Source organism: Proteus hauseri, assembly GCF_004116975.1.
Taxonomy (GTDB): domain Bacteria; phylum Pseudomonadota; class Gammaproteobacteria; order Enterobacterales; family Enterobacteriaceae; genus Proteus; species Proteus hauseri.
The window spans coordinates 3,101,131-3,118,215 of record NZ_CP026364.1; the positions used below are offsets into that span (position 1 = coordinate 3,101,131).

Consider the following 17,085-nt stretch of genomic DNA (forward strand, 5'->3'; position numbering starts at 1 on the left):
ATGTACAAGTTTCAATATTAATTATAGGTAATTTCCAAAATATGTTATTACTTTCTCTTCGTTAAGTTTAAGCGCACCGTTCCAGCCGGCCCAAGGCATTTCCATATCAGAACGGCCTTTTGTATTTTTTAATTGTTGTTCCATTATGGTGATATCACCAAAGTTATTCCATTTATCAAGCGATAACGAAATAAACTGATTTGGTATCACGCCAATTAATGCTAGAGACTGTAATATGCCGCGTTTAGTATATCGATCTCCAGAAATAATTTTGGCATCGTTTAAACGTTTTTCAAAACGGCCTGGTGTTTCGTCTTCTGGTGCTATACGCAGTAAATCTAGTAATTGGTTGAATACCTTTTTATCATTATCTGTTGGTATAACAGGTACTGTTGTTAGCAGGTGTTTCAGGTTTAAGTAAGCATATAGAGTGTTGCCTGTATAGGAATTGCCATAATATAAACAATACTGGAAATAGCTATCATTAATATATTGAGGTTTATTGTAATCGCTACAGATCCAACAACAGGCATATTGTGGTTTTTCTAAATAATCATGTAAGGGTAATGTTTGTAATTTATGATAGGCACCCAATACAGATCGTCCCCGAGGATAACTTCCTCCAACACCAGCGACAAAAGCATCTAGACAGCGTTGAAATATTAATGTTGGATCGTTTTTTAAACTGTGCAATTTAGTGATGATATCTGCGTGATCATGAAAAGACGCAATATTATTTGGCTGCCAATTAAATTCGGATAAAGTGTTCTGTTCCTTTTCTGACAATGTACTGATGTCATAAGTAGATACAGCACGTTGAGCATCATATTGGCTGTTCTCATATTTATATAATTTCCGTAAAACCCGCATAATTTTTTGCACAGATAGAGACCTATTATAATTAGTGAGAGTGCGAATTGTTTTGTATCAATGTAACCCTATGTATTAAGTTAATTTAAATGCAAAAAAAAGCCAGTTCATTTTATAAACTGGCTTTTATCTTTTTATTACAATAAGGAGCTAATGCATTATTTAATGCTTAATTCAGCTTCTTCTTCCTGATTGAAAACGTCTTTATTGGTTTGCCCCATAATCTGGCTGGTAATTGTACCTGCAGTCATAGAGCCACTTACATTTAATGCAGTACGTCCCATATCAATTAATGGTTCAACCGAAATCAGTAGCGCAACTAAGGTGACAGGTAAACCCATTGCTGGTAATACGATAAGCGCTGCAAATGTAGCACCACCACCGACACCTGCAACACCTGCTGAACTGATAGTGACAATACCAACTAAAGTTGCAATCCATAGAGGATCAAATGGGTTAATACCTACTGTTGGTGCTACCATCACTGCTAACATCGCAGGATAAATACCCGCACAACCATTTTGACCAATAGTTGCCCCAAATGATGATGAGAAGCTGGCGATTGACTCAGGAATACCGATGCGTCGAGTTTGAGTTTCGATATTTAGCGGAATACTTGCTGCACTAGAGCGGCTAGTGAAAGCAAAGGCTAATAACGGACCCGCTTTTTTAAAGAACTTAATTGGGCTCAAACCCGTTAATCCAACGAGCAAGCCGTGAACAATAAACATAAGAGCAATGGCGACATAAGAGGCAACAACGAAGCTACCTAACTGGATAATGTCATGCATATTGGAGCTCGCAACAACCTTAGTCATCAGTGCCATTACACCATAAGGTGTTAATGCCATAACGATGCGAACTAGCTTCATTATCCATACTTGTAAGCAATCAATTGCAGCTAAAACTTTTTCGCCACGAGGTTGGTCATCTTTTAATAGTTTTATTGCAGCCATGCCTAAGAAAACAGCGAAAATAACAACACTAATAATTGATGTTGAGCTTGCGCCAGTTAAATCAGCAAATGGATTTTTAGGGATAAAAGATAAAATCAGCTGTGGTACTGTTAAATCAGAGACTTTGCCAATATAGTTTTGTTCAATGGCAATTAAGCGCTTAGCTTCTTGTTCACCTTGAATTAAGCCTTCAGCAGATAAACCGAATAAATTGGCAATAACAATACCAATTAATGCTGAGATTGCAGTAGTGAATAAGAGTGTACCTATAGTTAATCCACTAATTTTTCCTAGTGATGATGCTTGGTGTAAGCGCGACACAGCACTAAGAATAGAAGCAAAAACTAATGGCATAATGATCATTTGTAATAGTTGAACATAGCCATTACCCACGATATTGAACCAAAGAATAGATTCTTTAATGATAGGATCATGTGAGTCATAGAATGCGTGTAGTGCTAATCCAAATGCCACCCCGAAGACTAAGCCAACGATAACTTTCTTTGATAGGCTCCACTGACGTTGGCTTAATTTAGCCAAGATGAGTAATAGCACCACAAAGACAAGTACGTTAATGATTAACGGAAAATTCATCTTAACTCTCCAACGAGATTTCTATTTATTTATATGATTTCAGCGATTGTATGCGATATGAGTTCTTAGAATATAAGAAAGGATATAACGGCATCAATTCGCTATATGGTAACAGGATTGTTAATAACTTTTTATAATTAATTATTATTTTATATAGCCATTTGGTTATAAAGACAAGAAAACTGGGCATAAAAAGATGTAAGTAATTATAAATAGATAGATAAACGTAGGGTTTTGTCAGGGGATGTTAAAATAACGTGCGCTTGTCGTGGTATATCTGTAACCAGTTATTGACTTGTGAAGGCAGACTAATAGTGAAATGTGGCGGTAAAAAAAGAGCGCCCACAAGGATAAGCACAGAAATAAATCGCTCACCTTTTTTACTGTTTTTCTTTCCTAAAATAGGCAGTGCAAAACGTATTTTCAGCGGCCATAAAAAAGGAACACCTGCTGGAGTAAGCATATCGGCAATTAAATGACTTAAATAGCCAAGTAATAGTGCATGAAAAACATCTGCCGAAATATTCAAGCGAGGAGAAATCTGTATTTCCCATAAAATGGCTAAACCACAAAAGGCTAACAAGCTATGTGTAAAACCTCGGTGGCCACAAAGCTTTGAAAGTGGAATTGAAATAATACGCAATAATCGGCCAAGAATAGAACCAGGGTGATCTAAATCAGGTAATAGCGAGCCCAATAAGACAGCAGGGATCATGTGAAACCAATCACCATGAGCGAGAACGGGAGTAATTTCAAGTTTCTGAGCTAATACCAGTGTAGCAACAGAAAAAAGTAAGTGTCCTTCAGCTGTCATTCCATTTCTGTTCGTTTGCTGTTCATTTATACAGTGATTAAGTATAAAAGGTTTCGACAACAACTAACAGACATAAAAGATAAAAATTGTCTTAATTATTAAGCAATAACAGCAATATTTTATTTGATTGATTCAAAAGTGATCAAATTTAGGATAAAGAACTGAATGTAAAAAAATTGGCATAAAAAAATCAGAGATAAAAGGGAACGCTATCGCTAGAGATCCCTTTCTATATTTGAAAAGTTAGCCTAATAGATCAGCTTTAGTAAGGTCATTGAGTGATGCTATTTTCGCATCAGCTAAACCCCACCACTTTTCATTAAATTGCTGCTTTGCAGGAACAACGATAGAGCGCATTCTTGCTCCTTTACATGCAATCATACCATTACGTGAATCTTCTAATGACACACAGTGAATAGGATCAAGATTAAGTGCTTTAGCTGCATTTAGATAAACTTCAGGATGTGGTTTGCTATGTGGTAATGCATCAGCAGAGATAACAGCCGAAAAGTAATGGCGAATATTAAATAATTCAAGGACTCGTTCAAGCATAAAGTCAGGTGATGCTGACGCTAATGCAATTTTTAACCCTGATGATTTACAAAGAGATAATGCATGCTCAACGCCGGGCAAAAGTGGTTTTGTTTCTTCAATTAATTGAACAACACGAGAAACCATTTTTTGTTTTGCTTCTTGTTTTGAAACACCTTGCCATGGTGATGCTTTATACCATATATCAATAACTTCGTTTATTCTTAAGCCCACCATATCGGGCATGTGTTGTGCTAACGTTAAATCGACACCTAACTCAGCAAAGACCTCATGTTCAGCTTGCTGCCAAAATGGTTCAGAGTCGATTAATAAACCATCCATATCAAAAATAGCAGCTTCAATAGGGAATTTAAAAGACATGTTACTCTCCAAAATAAGGTCTATGTTGATGAAACGTGATTGTATCAATAGTTACTAGGAAAATCTTTTTAATCAGTTTCTTATTTATTTTTGAAAATAAATAGTAAGAATAGGTACTATTAATTTATTGCGTTATTAGCCGTTAATTAGACTACGATAAATAGATAAATATTGACCAATTCTACTAGTGAGGGTGTGATGAGTTATCAATATGCAGGGTTATATGCCATTTTAAAACGAGTTTTTGGTTGGCTTATTTTTATTCCTGCTTTTATTTCTACCGCGATATCTTTGATTGGATTAGCCGCGATGCCGCGTGCTACTGGTGAAGGTGTTAATGCGGTTATTAATGATTTTTTTCGTGTATTAGCAGAAATGGTGCAATTTAATACGCCATTTCTTAATTTTTTTTGGCATAACTCGCCAATTCCTGATACACAAATGGGTTTTAGCTCAGCGAATATCACTTTTTTTGTTATTTTTGCTTTAATGTTTGTTGGATTGGCATTCAGTGCTTCAGGGATCAGGATGTACCGACAAGTAAAGTATTTAAAAGAAAATATACAAGATCAACTTATTCTTGAGCGGGCGATGAAAAGTGGTGTAACCGCAGAGGAATTACAACAGAACATTAAACTGCCTCGGCATACGATATTTACACAAATTATGGTGCTTTATCTTTCACCTATTATTGTTATCGCGATAGGTTATTTTTTACTGAAATTCCTAGGTTGGTAACACGTTGTTGTTTTATTGCGGTAGAAAAATATCGTTTTTTGGGTTAGGAATGCCCATATTTTAATAACCAGATGGAAAAATAAACCTCGCATACGGTTAATTAGCGAGGTTATATTTTTTAAGGAAAATGCTTTTAAGCTAACAAATCATCAATGATTTTTCTGGCTTCAATATAATTTTCATTACCGCCAAATAGGTTACAACGATTGAGGAAGAAATAAAGCTGATAAATTGGCTGACGTAATAAAAATTTATCAGATAACGGCCAGATACTTTGATAACCATCGAAAATATTTCCAGGTACCTGAGTACAAAGAGGAAGCATTGCAATATCACATTCACGATCTCCCCAATAACAGGCAGGATCAAACACGGTGCCTTCAGATTGATCAATCGCAGCGCAGTTTTTGGGCCATAGATTTCCATGAAGTAACGACGGTTGTGGATTGTGATCAGCAAGGCGATGATTAACAACTTGAATAATTTCATCTATATCACCAAAAATCATGCCTTTTTCTGATGCCAGTTGTAATTGAAAGCCTATACGCTTTTCAGAATAAAAATGATTCCAACGTTTTTCCCAGCTATTAATTTGAGGTGTTGTATCTATTTGAGTATCAAAATCAAACCCATAACTGGGTTGATCTTCCCATTGGTGTAAACGAGCCAGTTGTTGACCAAAACAGTATGCACTATGAGCGGTAAAAGGTTGAACGGGTAGATATTCAAGCAGTAAGAAACTGGCATCTTTACTGTTACCTATGCCTAAAATGCGAGGAGTGCGGATGGTTTGGCTTTTTGCCAGCATTTCAAGTTGCTCTGCTTCATTTTTAAAATTAGGCAGAAATTCACGTAAGTTAGATTTAACAAAAACGGGAGTATTACCATAAAAAATTTTCCATGTATGGTGAATATCTCCACTAGAAAGGTGAATTTTTTCAGTTATCTTTGCTGAAAATCCTAAATTTGATTCCAGTAAACGGCCGACATTCTGCCACATAGATTACACCTCGCAAAGTTGTTTACTTAGTAGACCCAAATAGTAACGAGCGATGTTTTATACTATGACAATAACACTTTAATTAAACCAATAAAGTATAAAGCTAAAAAACGGGATGATTATCCCGTTTTTTAATAGATAAAGAATTTTATCAGGCATTAGCGGGTTTTGTTTGCCGTTTTATTTTTGCTAGCTTAATTTGATTACACAATAACGCAATAATAAAGAATATAGCTTGCGTTAGCACAATAGACGGGCCTGTTGCACCATTAATATGAAAACTGATAAAAGTACCAATAATACTGGATGCAACAGAAAAACTAACAGCTAGCATAATCATCCGTGAAAAACTGCGTGTTAATAAATAAGCCGTAATTCCTGGAGAAATAAGCATTGCAACAACTAGAATAATCCCTACTGCTTGCATCGATGCAACGATAGTAAGGGCTAAAATAGACAGTAAGCCATAATGCAATAGTGTTACAGGTAAGCCAATAATTCTTGCTTGATTAGGATCGAAACAGTAAAGCATAAAATCTTTTTGTTTCGCGATCATAATAGTAATGGTAATTAAGCAAATAACACCAATTTGAATTAAAACATCAGGCGTAATTCCTAAAATATTACCAAACAGAATATGCATTAAATGTTGATCGGTATCGACACTGGCAAAAATAACTAAACCAACTGCAAACATTCCTGAAAATACAATACCCATTACAGTATCTTCTTTAATTCGGCTATGCTCTTTTAAATATCCGGTCGCGAATGAGCAAAATAATCCAGAAAGAAATGCGCCCACAATTAATGGGATAGCCGTTACATAAGCCAATACCACTCCGGGAAGAACGGCGTGAGAAATAGCATCTCCCATTAACGACCAGCCTTTTAACACCATATAGCAAGATAAAATAGCACAAGCGATACCGATAACAATGGCTGCAATTATTGCTCGTTGCATAAATGGGTATTGAAAAGGCTCGATAAAAAATTCGACTAATTCGTTCATTATTGCACCTCATTGCTCTGATTAGATTGAGAGATCAGCGCTTGTGAACTTTGACGAGCACGACGGCGTGCAGCCAACATGCCGTGTTTAGGTGCAAATAAAAAGGCTAATAAAAAGAGGGCTGTTTGCATCGTTACAATAACACCACCCGTTGCGCCATTAAAGAAATAGCTAATATAGGCACCAAAAGCACTGGTAAATGTGCCAATACATATTGCAATTATTGCCAGTCGTTTAAATTGGTCTGTTAGTAAATAAGCGGTAGCACCAGGTGTAACAACCATTGCAATAACAAGAATGGCACCAACAGTTTGAAGTGCAGCAACGGTACAAGCACTTAATAAGGTAAAGAAGATTATTTTTAATTTTAATGGTGATAATCCAATAGAACGAGCATGAACTTCATCAAAGAAAACCACTAATAAATCTTTCCAAATACAAAATAGAACTAAAAATGAGACACCTGTGATAATGGCAACTTGCCATACATCTTCATCTGCGATACCTAAAATATTTCCGAGTATAATGGTCTGAACGTTGACTGACGTCGGATTGAGTGAAACCAGCAACAGACCAAAGGCAAAAAAAGTAGAAAAAATAAACCCGATCACCGCGTCTTCACGTAATCGTGTGATATGGCGAATAAATGTCATGGATAAGGCAGCCAGTAAACCAGTAAAAAAAGCACCAACAGCATAAGGCAAACCTAGAATATAGGCACCTGCAACACCAGGAACAACAGAATGGGAAAGGGCATCTCCCATTAACGACCAGCCTTTTAAAATAAGATACGATGAAAGAAAGGCACAAACAGCGCCAACTAAGGCACTTACCCAAATGGCTTTCACCATATAGTTATATTCGAATGGCTGTAGGAGTAATTCTAGCATGGCTAATCTCCTTGCTTGCGCTGACTTTGATGTGCTGGCGTATGTTTTTCTTTATGTCCATAGAAAACGGCAGCGCGTTCATCATCAGTAATGACGGTAAGAGAACGCGGATCATCATCGTCATGCAAATCAGGCCCTGATAAGCTGATATGACGCAACACACCACCGAAGGCATGTTCCAGATTTTTTTGTGTAAATGTAGTCTCTGTTGGTCCGCTATCAAGTACTGTTCTATTAATAAGAATAACGTGATCGCAAAACTCAGGTACGCTACCTAAATTATGGGTTGAAACCAACACTAAATGGCCTTCTTCACGTAAATTACGTAATAGCTCAATAATGGCGTTTTCTGTTTTAACATCAACACCTGTAAAGGGCTCATCTAAAAGTAAAACGGTGCCTTCTTGTGCCATTGCTCGAGCTAAGAAAACACGTTTTTTCTGGCCACCAGAAAGCTCACCAATTTGACGATGACCTAAACCTGATAACCCAACTCGTTCTAATGAAGCTTCAACAACGTCATGGTCATGTTTTGACGGAATGCGAAAAAAGCCCATTTTCCCGTAACGTCCCATCATAACGACATCTGAAACGAGCACTGGAAAATTCCAGTCTACTTCTTCAGTTTGTGGAACATAAGCGATCATGTTTTGTTTTAACGCTTGTTGTATAGGGCTATCGTTTAGTGTCACTTTTCCTTTAGAGGGTTTAACTAATCCCATAATGGTTTTAAAAAGTGTTGATTTACCACTTCCGTTAATACCCACTAGGGCACAAATTGTGCCACCAGTGATAGAAAAGCTCGCATCAAAAATTGCAGTATGTCCGTTGTTATAGGTTACTGTTGCATTATCAACAGTCAGGGTTGGATTAGTTTTTTTTTGATTCATTGTCCAAATCCTTTAGCAATTGTATCGACCGTGATATTCAGTAAATCGATATAAGTAGGAACATCACCACCTTCGGCAGAAAGGGAATCGACATAAAGAATACCACCGTATTTTGCTCCAGTTTCTTTACTCACTTGTTTTGCCGGCTTATCTGAAATAGTACTTTCACTGAAAACAACGGGAATATTATGTTTTCTGACAGTATCAATAACATATTTAACTTGTTGTGGTGTACCTTGTTCTTCCGCATTGATTGGCCATAAATAGATTTCTTTAAAACCATAATCATTAGCTAAATAACTAAAGGCTCCTTCACTGGTGACTAACCAACGATCTTCTTGTGGGATACGGGATAATCTTTCTCTTAATGGAGCATCAAGTTGTTTTATTTGTTCGGCATAACGTGCCGCATTTTGATTATAGATTTCGGCATTTTCAGGGTCATGTTCAACTAATGCTTTACGTATATTCTCAATATAAATTAATGCATTATTTGGCGACATCCAAGCGTGTGGATTTGGGTTGTTTTTGTAAGCTCCTTCACGGATAGCCATTGGTGTAATGCCTTCGGTTACAACAACAGCGGGTACATTACGCAATTCATTAAAAAAGCGTTCAAACCAACGTTCAAGATTTAAACCATTCCATAAAATAAGATCAGCTTTTTGTGCTTTTACAATATCTTTGGGTGTTGGTTGGTAATCATGAATTTCCGCACCAGGTTTGGTAATAGACTCAACAATTGCAGCATCACCAGCTACATTTTGAGCAATATCTTGAATTATCGTAAATGTAGTGACAACTTTAAGCTTATCTTTTGCTTGTGCAGGTGTAAGTAAAAAAACGGATGCTAAGAGACATACAGCCGTAAGTGAAAATTTATTAACGGAGCGGAATATATCCATATTATTATTGCCTTATCATTGCAGTGGAATTTCTCAATTGATAATGATTATCAATATCATTTCAAGAAAGTCAAGTTATCTCTGTATGAAAATATTCATCCGATAACAGCATGAAGTAAGATAACATCATGTATTTCAATAAATGTTAAGTGAATTGTCGTCTTTTGTCGCAAAAATTAACAATAGATCGTAACTATTTGTGTAAAAGGCTATTTAAATCATTGAAACGACAAATTAATAAGCTATTTTACTTGGCTTATTAATCCTTCAATATTAGCGAGTTATGAAAAATACCTAAGTAATCTCGCAATGGTGAAATTATCATATTAATGAACAGAACCTCAGGAGATAAGATAATGATCGATTTAAAAAGTATTTATCAAAATGAAAGTGTAGAGGATGTACTTTTATATTTTGGTCCAAAAACGTCATATCCAAGTATTGATCGATGTTATGTGAGATATAAATTTGAAGTTGTTGAAAAAGCTATACTTATAAAAACAATGGGTAAGCTTTTACAGGAAGGTAAATTAGCTAAAGATAATAAGGGGCTAGCAATTAAAGGCCCTAATTGGAGAGAGCCAGATTTTGTTACTCAAAAAAATATGGCATTAAATAACCATAAAACTCGTATTTTTGTGAATTTTTTATGACGAAGAATTGTGAGCAATAAAATTATCTGAATCTAATGAGATAAAACTATTTAAGCATATTGTAAAAATATTCCTAATATTCGATGCATTTTTGTTTGTATAGAAATGCTAGAGCATTCTCTATCTATAAGAAAAAATAAAAGTAATAGAAATGTGCCCCTAGAATATTTGAGGGCATATAGCAGAGTGGGAATGTGAATGCGCGTTCATATTGATTTATTTGTTATGGTTTGTCATATTCTAGCCTGTGTTGATATGTGAAAATAAAACCCGCAACTTGTAATTTATTGATATTTAATGTGAAGGTGTTTTTCATATCATTATTTATGGAAAGGATAAAGCGTGAAAAGAAAAATCGTATTTTCTCTGTGTATTTTACTTTTGGCTGGCTGTGCTAGTGATAATAAACAGTCCGTTCAAAATAGCTCAACACGATTTTTAAAGGCAAAACCCATTGAAAACCGGGTAAATAATGCGTCTATTTCTACGGCTCAATGGAAAGCAACACCGTTTGATTCACATATTCAGCAAGCCTCTGCCCGCTATGATGTTGATGAAACATTAATTAAAGCTATTATACAAGTTGAATCAAACTTTAGACCTGAAGTGATTAGTAAATCGAATGCTGTTGGATTAATGCAAATTAAAGCATCAACAGCAGGAAGAGATATTTATCAAAATAGAGGTAAATCAGGTCAGCCAACAACAGCTCAGTTAAAAGACCCTGCGACTAATATTGATTTGGGTACGGCTTATATTCAATTACTGCGAGAGCGTCATCTTTCAGGTATTAATAACCCAGAAACGCTTTATTATGCAACGATCCTTGCTTATGTGAATGGTGCTGGGGCGTTACTAAGAACATTTGATAATAATAGAGACAACGCAATAGCTAAGATTAATGCTATGAGTGCGGATGATTTTTATCGTTATGTAGAAAAAAATCACCCAGCAGCTCAAGCACCTCGCTATTTAGCGAAAGTTAAAGCAGCGTATCACTCTACAGATAATTATTCTGGCAAATTAGCTGTAGATTGAACTTGTTGTAATAAAGTAGGCAGATCAGCAATGATTTCTAAAACGCCATTAATTACAAATTGAACACCCATACAAATTAATAGAAATCCCATAACGCGAGAAATAGCATCGATACCACTATGACCAAGGTATTTCATGATCTTTGTAGAGCCTCTTAGTGATAACCAAACGAGTAAGCTAATTAAAAAGAAAGTGGTGATAGGGGCGACATATAATACCCAGTGTGCAAGATCTGTACGCGAAGGAATTGATGCGGCAGTACTGATGATCATTGCGATAGTACCAGGTCCTGCTGTACTTGGCATTGCTAAGGGCACAAAAGCAATATTTGGTGCTTGTGGGTTTCTATGAGGATTTTTATCATCATCTATAGGGTCATCAACATTCGGCGTATTTGGAAATAACATACTAAAGCCAATAAAAGCAACAATCATTCCGCCAGCAATACGTAGACCTGGAATAGAAATCCCAAAAGTAGTCATTATTACTCGACCAGCGTAGAATGCAATGGTCATAATAATGAAAATATAAACACATGCCATTAACGATTGCTGATTACGCTGTTCTTTGGTCATACTTCCTGAAAGACCAAGCCAAAGAGCAACTGTTGTTAATGGATTGGTTAAAGGAAGAAGTAAAATAAGACCAAGGCCAATAGCTTGAAAAAACTGGTAAACAGAGTGCATGGAATATAAAAGCTCCCAATAATAGATAATTAAGGAATGATAATTATAACAAATCAAAGGCAATAAAAGTTACTTTGATGATAATAATCTTTGTATTTATTTATATTTATTCATTAGCCACTCCAGGTGTATTTTAACTGCAGGCCAATCATAATCTGTAACACTGTATACACAGGTATCTCTGCGTTGCCCCCCTGTCGTTAATCGATGATTACGTAATATTCCATCAAGCTTTGCACCTAAGCGCTCTATCGCTTTTCGGCTTGTTTGATTTAATATATGAGTACGAAATTCAACAGCAATACATTGTAAATATTCAAAAGCATAAGTGAGTAATAGATATTTAGCCTCAGTATTAATACCTGTTCTTTGAACTTTTTTTGCATACCATGTAGATCCAATTTCTAAGCGGGGAGTCTGGTTATCTACATTCATAAATGTCGTTATTCCTATCACACTATTATCTGCTTTAGAAATAATTGTAAATGGCAGCATTAATCCTTGTTCTTGTAACTGAATTTTATGTCCAATATCTTGTTTTAATGTTGTGACTGATGGCACTGTGGTATACCAAAGCTCATCGGGTTTATCTTTTTCAATTAGCTCAAGTAATTTTGAGTAGTGCTCCATGTTTAAGGGTACTAAACGAACCAATTTTCCTTCTAATATTGTCCAATCAGTCATTTTTTTCATTATGTATTCTCTTTGCTGTTGTAAATTCAATTTTTATTGAACTGAGAATACTTTTTATACATAACAATTTTATGAATTGATATTGCTATTTAGGGATTAGATAGAAATATTCTGTATAAAAAATAAAAATTACGGAGCAAAACTAGCGTGCATTTTTAGCAACAGATTATGACTGTTTGGATACAGATAAATAACAGAGATGCATGATAATCTGTACCCATAAATTTAACAATTTGGTAGCGAAAATGTCAGATACAATCGAATGGGATGATTTTTTACGAGTTGAAATGCGTGTTGGTACAATTATTAGTGCTGAGATAAATAAAAAAGCGAATAAGCCAGCATATGTAATGGATGTTGATTTAGGTGAACTTGGTATAAAGCGCTCTAGTGCTCAAATTACAGTAAACTATGCACCAGAAGAGTTAATTGGTCGTCGTATTTTATGTGTCTGTAATTTCCCAGTTAAACGTATTGCAGGCATAAAGTCTGAGGTGTTAATTACCGGCGCACCTGATGCATCGGGTGCTATTGTACTGGCCGAGTTTAATTTGCCATTACCTAATGGCTCTCGGTTAGCCTAACTATTATTTGTATTTGCTCTTATATAGCGATTATTGGCTAAGATTTGCTATAGTATAAGCTAAGTCGCAAGATTGATATGTAGGAGCGTCTTTTTGCTATTGCCTGAATTACATTTTCGATGTTATACACAAGAGACAGTGTCACATCAGCACGATAATATTTGGCAGATCATTTTTGGTTTATCTGGCTCGATGGAAGTAAATTTTAATCGAGAAGATTTTCTGATCTTACATCAGCAGTGTCTTATTATTCCACCTACTGTAAATCATGCCTTTTCTGGCTGTATTGATAATAAAAATCTTATATTAGAGCTTCCTACTACATCACAATGGCAATTTAGTGAAAAAGGTGGGCAGTTTAGTTTATCTCCCGCAGCCATTGGATTATTAGACTGGTTACGCCAATATCCTCAAGCACCAGAGCAATATCCAACAATAACACGTTTATTATTAGCTCAAATGAAGCCCCAAAAAAGTTGGCAAGATCATCTAGATTTATGGTTAGAAAATAAATTGCATATGCCATTAACTACAAAAGATATTGCTATCACATTTAATATTTCAGTGAGTACGTTGCAACGAAGAATGAAATCTGAATTAGATGTATCAGTGATGCAGTATGTGACGCAAAAACGATTAATTAAAGCAGCAGAATTATTAAGGCACACGCCTTGTAATATTGAGAATATAGCTTTAGCTGTGGGGTATGAATCTCATTCTGCATTTAGCCAGGCGTTCCGACAGTATTTTAGTAAAAGTCCTAATGAATATCGTGGGTTATAACGTTAATAGTTATAATAAAATTATAGCAATTTAATCTTTAAGGTAGGCTAAAAAGTATTTAGCTTGTTGTATATATTCGTGGAAACAACTTATCAAATATTAATGTAAACATATAGGTATAGATAAAAAAGAACACTAAAATAGTTAATTCCATCCTCATCGCTTTTATAAAATCTACATGGTACCACCACATATAGAGTGGAATTGTGAAGAGAAATAATCCTAATTCAAAACTAACAGCATGTATAAGACGTGTGAGTACACTTCGTTTTTGAATTTTTAGCTTAAATTCCACAAACTCAAATAATGAATTGAAAAAGTAATTCCAAATAAGTGCAATAACAGAGACGGCAATGGCAACGGGTAGTGAATCGTGAGATTGACTTTGGCTAAGAATTGCTAGCAACAAGGCACTTAATAAAATAGCAATAGATTCAAAAGTGATTGCATAAACAAGTTTTCGAGGGCGAGGTTTGAGATAAAACACACTATATACCTTTATTTTTAAACTGAACCGCCTCAGTGAAAATTGTTTTAAAGCCACGGTTTCCGCTTAATACAATAATAAAATCAATAATAGATTGCAAAATTACTCATTCTTTTTTGAAATTTTTTGTCACTCTTGGATTTTTTAGATGCAACTAATTAATAACTTAATTTTCCTTAGAATAAGAGGGAGTCTGTAATTACACAGGAATGGGGATCTTCAAAGACTGTTGAAACTAAATCTTTTTTTGTTTCATTCTTGCTGATAAACCTATTTTTATGTGTTTTCCAGGGGGCTCTTTTTTATAAGTTATCAAGAAATTTTTACTGTATAAAAACACAGCTTAAGGTGCTAAAGAGATAAAAAAGAGCTTTAAATGTTATAAAGTACTCGGCTATATCTTTACTTTGTATCACTTAAATAAATGTAGACAGATAAATGTATAAATCCTTATAGTCTGTGATAATATTCACGCTGAGTTGCGATAAGGCTCGGTTATGCTATGGGTATTTACTTGGTAAATAGAGATGCGTAATTGTGTACATACCTCGCGAGGTAAAGTGAGAAGTTATCGTAACGTACTGAAAATTTATAAAATAAAAAGCTTGCAAGTGATCTTGCGTATGGGTCACCACTGTAATTAAGGATTTTAAATGCCAATTATTACTCTTCCTGATGGAAGCCAACGTCAATTTGAAAATGCAGTATCTGTCATGGATGTTGCTGCAGATATCGGCCCCGGTCTCGCAAAAGCCTGTATTGCAGGTCGTATTAATGGTGAGCTGGTGGATGCCTGTGAATTAATCGAAAACGATGCCAATCTAGCAATTATTACCGCCAAAGATGATGAAGGTCTTGAGATTATTCGTCACTCTTGTGCCCACTTATTGGGACATGCAATTAAACAACTTTGGCCTCAAACCAAAATGGCGATTGGTCCTGTTATCGAAAACGGCTTCTACTATGACGTCGATTTAGACCGCTCTTTGACGCAGGAAGACTTAGAAACTCTAGAAAAACGTATGCTAGAGTTGGCGAAAACAGATTATGACGTTATTAAAAAACGCGTAAGCTGGCGCGAAGCCCGTGACACTTTTGTTGCGCGAGGCGAAGATTATAAAGTGGCTATTCTTGACGAAAACATCAGTCAAGACTCGCAGCCAGGACTTTATCATCACCAAGAATATGTTGATATGTGCCGTGGTCCTCATGTACCAAACATGCGTTTCTGTCATGATTTTAAATTACAGAAAATTTCTGGCGCATACTGGCGTGGTAATAGCGATAACAAAATGCTACAGCGCATTTATGGTACCGCTTGGGCTGATAAGAAACAGTTAAAAGCCTATTTACAACGTTTGGAAGAAGCAGCAAAACGCGACCACCGTAAAATTGGTAAACAGCTTGATTTGTATCATATGCAAGAAGAAGCGCCGGGTATGGCATTCTGGCATAATGATGGCTGGACAATTTTCCGTGAGTTAGAAACATTTGTGCGTTGTAAATTAAAAGAATATGATTATCAGGAAGTAAAAGGTCCATTTATGATGGATCGCGTTCTTTGGGAAAAAACAGGTCACTGGGAAAACTACAAAGAACATATGTTTACAACGTCTTCAGAAAATCGTGAATATTGCATCAAACCAATGAACTGCCCGGGCCATGTACAAATATTTAAACAAGGTCTGCGTTCTTACCGTGATTTACCATTACGTATGGCTGAATTTGGTAGTTGTCATCGTAATGAACCATCAGGTGCATTGCACGGTTTAATGCGTGTTCGTGGCTTTACACAAGACGATGCACACATCTTCTGTACAGAAGAACAAATATTAAGTGAAGTAAATGACTGCATCAAATTGATTTATGATGTATATTCTACTTTCGGATTTGAAAAAATCGTTGTTAAGCTGTCAACTCGCCCAGAAAAACGCATCGGTGAAGATGCTTTATGGGATATCGCAGAAGCAGACTTAGCAAAAGCGCTGACTGATAATAATATTGAATTTGAATATCAGCCAGGCGAAGGGGCGTTTTATGGCCCTAAAATTGAATTTACACTTTACGACTGTTTAGATCGTGCGTGGCAGTGTGGTACAGTACAGCTGGACTTCTCACTCCCAGGTCGGTTAAATGCATCTTACGTTGCTGAAAATAATGAGCGTAAAGTACCTGTAATGCTTCACCGAGCGGTATTAGGTTCGTTAGAACGTTTTATTGGTATTCTGACAGAAGAATACGCAGGGTTCTTCCCGACTTGGTTAGCACCACAGCAGGTTGTCGTGATGAATATCACGGATGGACAGGCTGATTATGTACAAAAACTCGTCAAAGAATTGCAAGATGCCGGAATTCGTGCAAAAGCAGACTTGAGAAATGAGAAGATTGGCTTTAAAATTCGTGAACATACTTTACGTCGTGTTCCGTACATGCTTGTTTGCGGTGATAAAGAAGTCGAATCAGGCAAAGTAGCGGTTCGTACTCGCCGAGGAAAAGACCTTGGCAGTGTCGACGTTAACGAATTTAAAGAAAAGCTTCTGCAAGAAATTAGAAGCAGAAGTCTTCATCAGTTGGAGGAATAAG

18 protein-coding genes are annotated in these 17,085 nt (G+C 36.0%); 6 read left to right on the forward strand and 12 right to left on the reverse strand.

Features of this window, described 5'->3' with window-relative positions; translation table 11 throughout:
• Positions 1 to 21: 21 nt before the first annotated feature.
• The 4 genes from PH4a_RS14110 to hxpB form a co-directional block, all read right to left on the reverse strand.
• Positions 22 to 882 carry a hypothetical protein gene (locus PH4a_RS14110; protein ID WP_244212889.1) on the reverse strand — a complete coding sequence of 287 codons (861 nt, stop codon included), beginning with the start codon at positions 880 to 882 and terminating at the stop codon, positions 22 to 24.
• Between the two features lie 146 nt (positions 883 to 1,028).
• Positions 1,029 to 2,420 (reverse strand): L-cystine transporter, encoded by a 1,392-nt coding sequence (locus PH4a_RS14115; protein WP_129040601.1) that lies wholly within the window; start codon positions 2,418 to 2,420, stop codon positions 1,029 to 1,031.
• Between the two features lie 247 nt (positions 2,421 to 2,667).
• Entirely contained in the window at positions 2,668 to 3,234 is a 567-nt protein-coding gene (locus tag PH4a_RS14120) for a metal-dependent hydrolase (protein ID WP_129040603.1), read from the reverse strand.
• Between the two features lie 243 nt (positions 3,235 to 3,477).
• A complete protein-coding gene (gene hxpB / locus PH4a_RS14125; protein WP_064719691.1) occupies positions 3,478 to 4,146 on the reverse strand; it encodes a hexitol phosphatase HxpB in 669 nt (222 codons plus the stop codon).
• 198 nt (positions 4,147 to 4,344) lie between these two features.
• On the opposite strand from hxpB, the gene PH4a_RS14130 reads away from it, so the two are divergent.
• Positions 4,345 to 4,884: a YniB family protein gene (locus PH4a_RS14130; protein WP_064719693.1), complete on the forward strand. Its 540-nt coding sequence runs from the start codon at positions 4,345 to 4,347 to the stop codon at positions 4,882 to 4,884.
• 133 nt (positions 4,885 to 5,017) lie between these two features.
• Here PH4a_RS14130 and PH4a_RS14135 read toward each other — a convergent pair whose 3' ends face one another.
• The 5 genes from PH4a_RS14135 to PH4a_RS14155 all read right to left on the reverse strand — a co-directional run bounded on the left by PH4a_RS14135 (position 5,018) and on the right by PH4a_RS14155 (position 9,578).
• A complete protein-coding gene (locus tag PH4a_RS14135) occupies positions 5,018 to 5,884 on the reverse strand; it encodes a fructosamine kinase family protein (RefSeq protein WP_129040605.1) in 867 nt (288 codons plus the stop codon).
• Positions 5,885 to 6,035: 151 nt separating this feature from the next.
• The gene (locus PH4a_RS14140) at positions 6,036 to 6,893 is read right to left on the reverse strand and encodes a metal ABC transporter permease (protein ID WP_129040607.1); all 858 of its coding nucleotides are present in this window, start codon (positions 6,891 to 6,893) and stop codon (positions 6,036 to 6,038) included.
• Positions 6,893 to 7,783 (reverse strand): metal ABC transporter permease, encoded by an 891-nt coding sequence (locus PH4a_RS14145; RefSeq protein ID WP_064719699.1) that lies wholly within the window; start codon positions 7,781 to 7,783, stop codon positions 6,893 to 6,895. The genes PH4a_RS14140 and PH4a_RS14145 overlap by 1 nt, the downstream gene beginning before the upstream one ends.
• A gap of 2 nt (positions 7,784 to 7,785) precedes the next feature.
• Positions 7,786 to 8,673, reverse strand: coding sequence for a manganese/iron ABC transporter ATP-binding protein (locus PH4a_RS14150; RefSeq protein ID WP_129040609.1), 888 nt, complete (start codon positions 8,671 to 8,673; stop codon positions 7,786 to 7,788).
• Positions 8,670 to 9,578 carry a metal ABC transporter substrate-binding protein gene (locus PH4a_RS14155; RefSeq protein ID WP_129040611.1) on the reverse strand — a complete coding sequence of 303 codons (909 nt, stop codon included), beginning with the start codon at positions 9,576 to 9,578 and terminating at the stop codon, positions 8,670 to 8,672. Before PH4a_RS14155 ends, PH4a_RS14150 begins: the two co-directional genes overlap by 4 nt.
• A gap of 356 nt (positions 9,579 to 9,934) precedes the next feature.
• Here PH4a_RS14155 and PH4a_RS14160 point away from each other — a divergent pair, with 356 nt between their 5' ends.
• Positions 9,935 to 10,231, forward strand: a complete 297-nt coding sequence (locus PH4a_RS14160; protein WP_129040613.1) for an immunity protein — start codon at positions 9,935 to 9,937, stop codon at positions 10,229 to 10,231.
• A gap of 342 nt (positions 10,232 to 10,573) precedes the next feature.
• On the forward strand, positions 10,574 to 11,269 hold the full coding sequence (locus PH4a_RS14165) for a transglycosylase SLT domain-containing protein (RefSeq protein WP_129040615.1): 696 nt from the start codon (positions 10,574 to 10,576) through the stop codon (positions 11,267 to 11,269).
• On the opposite strand, the gene PH4a_RS14170 is transcribed toward PH4a_RS14165, so the two are convergent.
• Together PH4a_RS14170 and PH4a_RS14175 are read right to left on the reverse strand one after the other, a co-directional pair.
• Positions 11,242 to 11,955, reverse strand: a complete 714-nt coding sequence (locus PH4a_RS14170; RefSeq protein ID WP_129040617.1) for a MarC family NAAT transporter — start codon at positions 11,953 to 11,955, stop codon at positions 11,242 to 11,244. The two genes, PH4a_RS14165 and PH4a_RS14170, sit on opposite strands and share 28 nt — an antisense overlap.
• A gap of 96 nt (positions 11,956 to 12,051) precedes the next feature.
• A complete protein-coding gene (locus PH4a_RS14175; protein ID WP_129040620.1) occupies positions 12,052 to 12,648 on the reverse strand; it encodes a GNAT family N-acetyltransferase in 597 nt (198 codons plus the stop codon).
• 245 nt (positions 12,649 to 12,893) lie between these two features.
• Here PH4a_RS14175 and PH4a_RS14180 point away from each other — a divergent pair, with 245 nt between their 5' ends.
• Positions 12,894 to 13,232 (forward strand): tRNA-binding protein, encoded by a 339-nt coding sequence (locus tag PH4a_RS14180; RefSeq protein WP_129040622.1) that lies wholly within the window; start codon positions 12,894 to 12,896, stop codon positions 13,230 to 13,232.
• Between the two features lie 93 nt (positions 13,233 to 13,325).
• Positions 13,326 to 14,015, forward strand: coding sequence for a helix-turn-helix domain-containing protein (locus PH4a_RS14185; RefSeq protein ID WP_129040624.1), 690 nt, complete (start codon positions 13,326 to 13,328; stop codon positions 14,013 to 14,015).
• Between the two features lie 58 nt (positions 14,016 to 14,073).
• Here PH4a_RS14185 and PH4a_RS14190 read toward each other — a convergent pair whose 3' ends face one another.
• The gene (locus PH4a_RS14190; RefSeq protein WP_129040626.1) at positions 14,074 to 14,502 is read right to left on the reverse strand and encodes a PACE efflux transporter; all 429 of its coding nucleotides are present in this window, start codon (positions 14,500 to 14,502) and stop codon (positions 14,074 to 14,076) included.
• A gap of 653 nt (positions 14,503 to 15,155) precedes the next feature.
• On the opposite strand from PH4a_RS14190, the gene thrS reads away from it, so the two are divergent.
• Positions 15,156 to 17,084, forward strand: coding sequence for a threonine--tRNA ligase (gene thrS / locus PH4a_RS14200; RefSeq protein WP_129040630.1), 1,929 nt, complete (start codon positions 15,156 to 15,158; stop codon positions 17,082 to 17,084).
• Position 17,085: the final 1 nt, after the last annotated feature.

Coding starts and splice junctions, on each gene's coding strand:
- PH4a_RS14115 (WP_129040601.1), bottom strand. CDS start 2,420: ATGAATTTTCCGTTAATCATTAACGTACTTGTCTTTGTGGTGCTATTA.
- PH4a_RS14120 (WP_129040603.1), bottom strand. CDS start 3,234: ATGACAGCTGAAGGACACTTACTTTTTTCTGTTGCTACACTGGTATTA.
- hxpB (WP_064719691.1), bottom strand. CDS start 4,146: ATGTCTTTTAAATTCCCTATTGAAGCTGCTATTTTTGATATGGATGGT.
- PH4a_RS14130 (WP_064719693.1), top strand. CDS start 4,345: ATGAGTTATCAATATGCAGGGTTATATGCCATTTTAAAACGAGTTTTT.
- PH4a_RS14135 (WP_129040605.1), bottom strand. CDS start 5,884: ATGTGGCAGAATGTCGGCCGTTTACTGGAATCAAATTTAGGATTTTCA.
- PH4a_RS14140 (WP_129040607.1), bottom strand. CDS start 6,893: ATGAACGAATTAGTCGAATTTTTTATCGAGCCTTTTCAATACCCATTT.
- PH4a_RS14145 (WP_064719699.1), bottom strand. CDS start 7,783: ATGCTAGAATTACTCCTACAGCCATTCGAATATAACTATATGGTGAAA.
- PH4a_RS14150 (WP_129040609.1), bottom strand. CDS start 8,673: ATGAATCAAAAAAAAACTAATCCAACCCTGACTGTTGATAATGCAACA.
- PH4a_RS14155 (WP_129040611.1), bottom strand. CDS start 9,578: ATGGATATATTCCGCTCCGTTAATAAATTTTCACTTACGGCTGTATGT.
- PH4a_RS14160 (WP_129040613.1), top strand. CDS start 9,935: ATGATCGATTTAAAAAGTATTTATCAAAATGAAAGTGTAGAGGATGTA.
- PH4a_RS14170 (WP_129040617.1), bottom strand. CDS start 11,955: ATGCACTCTGTTTACCAGTTTTTTCAAGCTATTGGCCTTGGTCTTATT.
- PH4a_RS14175 (WP_129040620.1), bottom strand. CDS start 12,648: ATGAAAAAAATGACTGATTGGACAATATTAGAAGGAAAATTGGTTCGT.
- PH4a_RS14180 (WP_129040622.1), top strand. CDS start 12,894: ATGTCAGATACAATCGAATGGGATGATTTTTTACGAGTTGAAATGCGT.
- thrS (WP_129040630.1), top strand. CDS start 15,156: ATGCCAATTATTACTCTTCCTGATGGAAGCCAACGTCAATTTGAAAAT.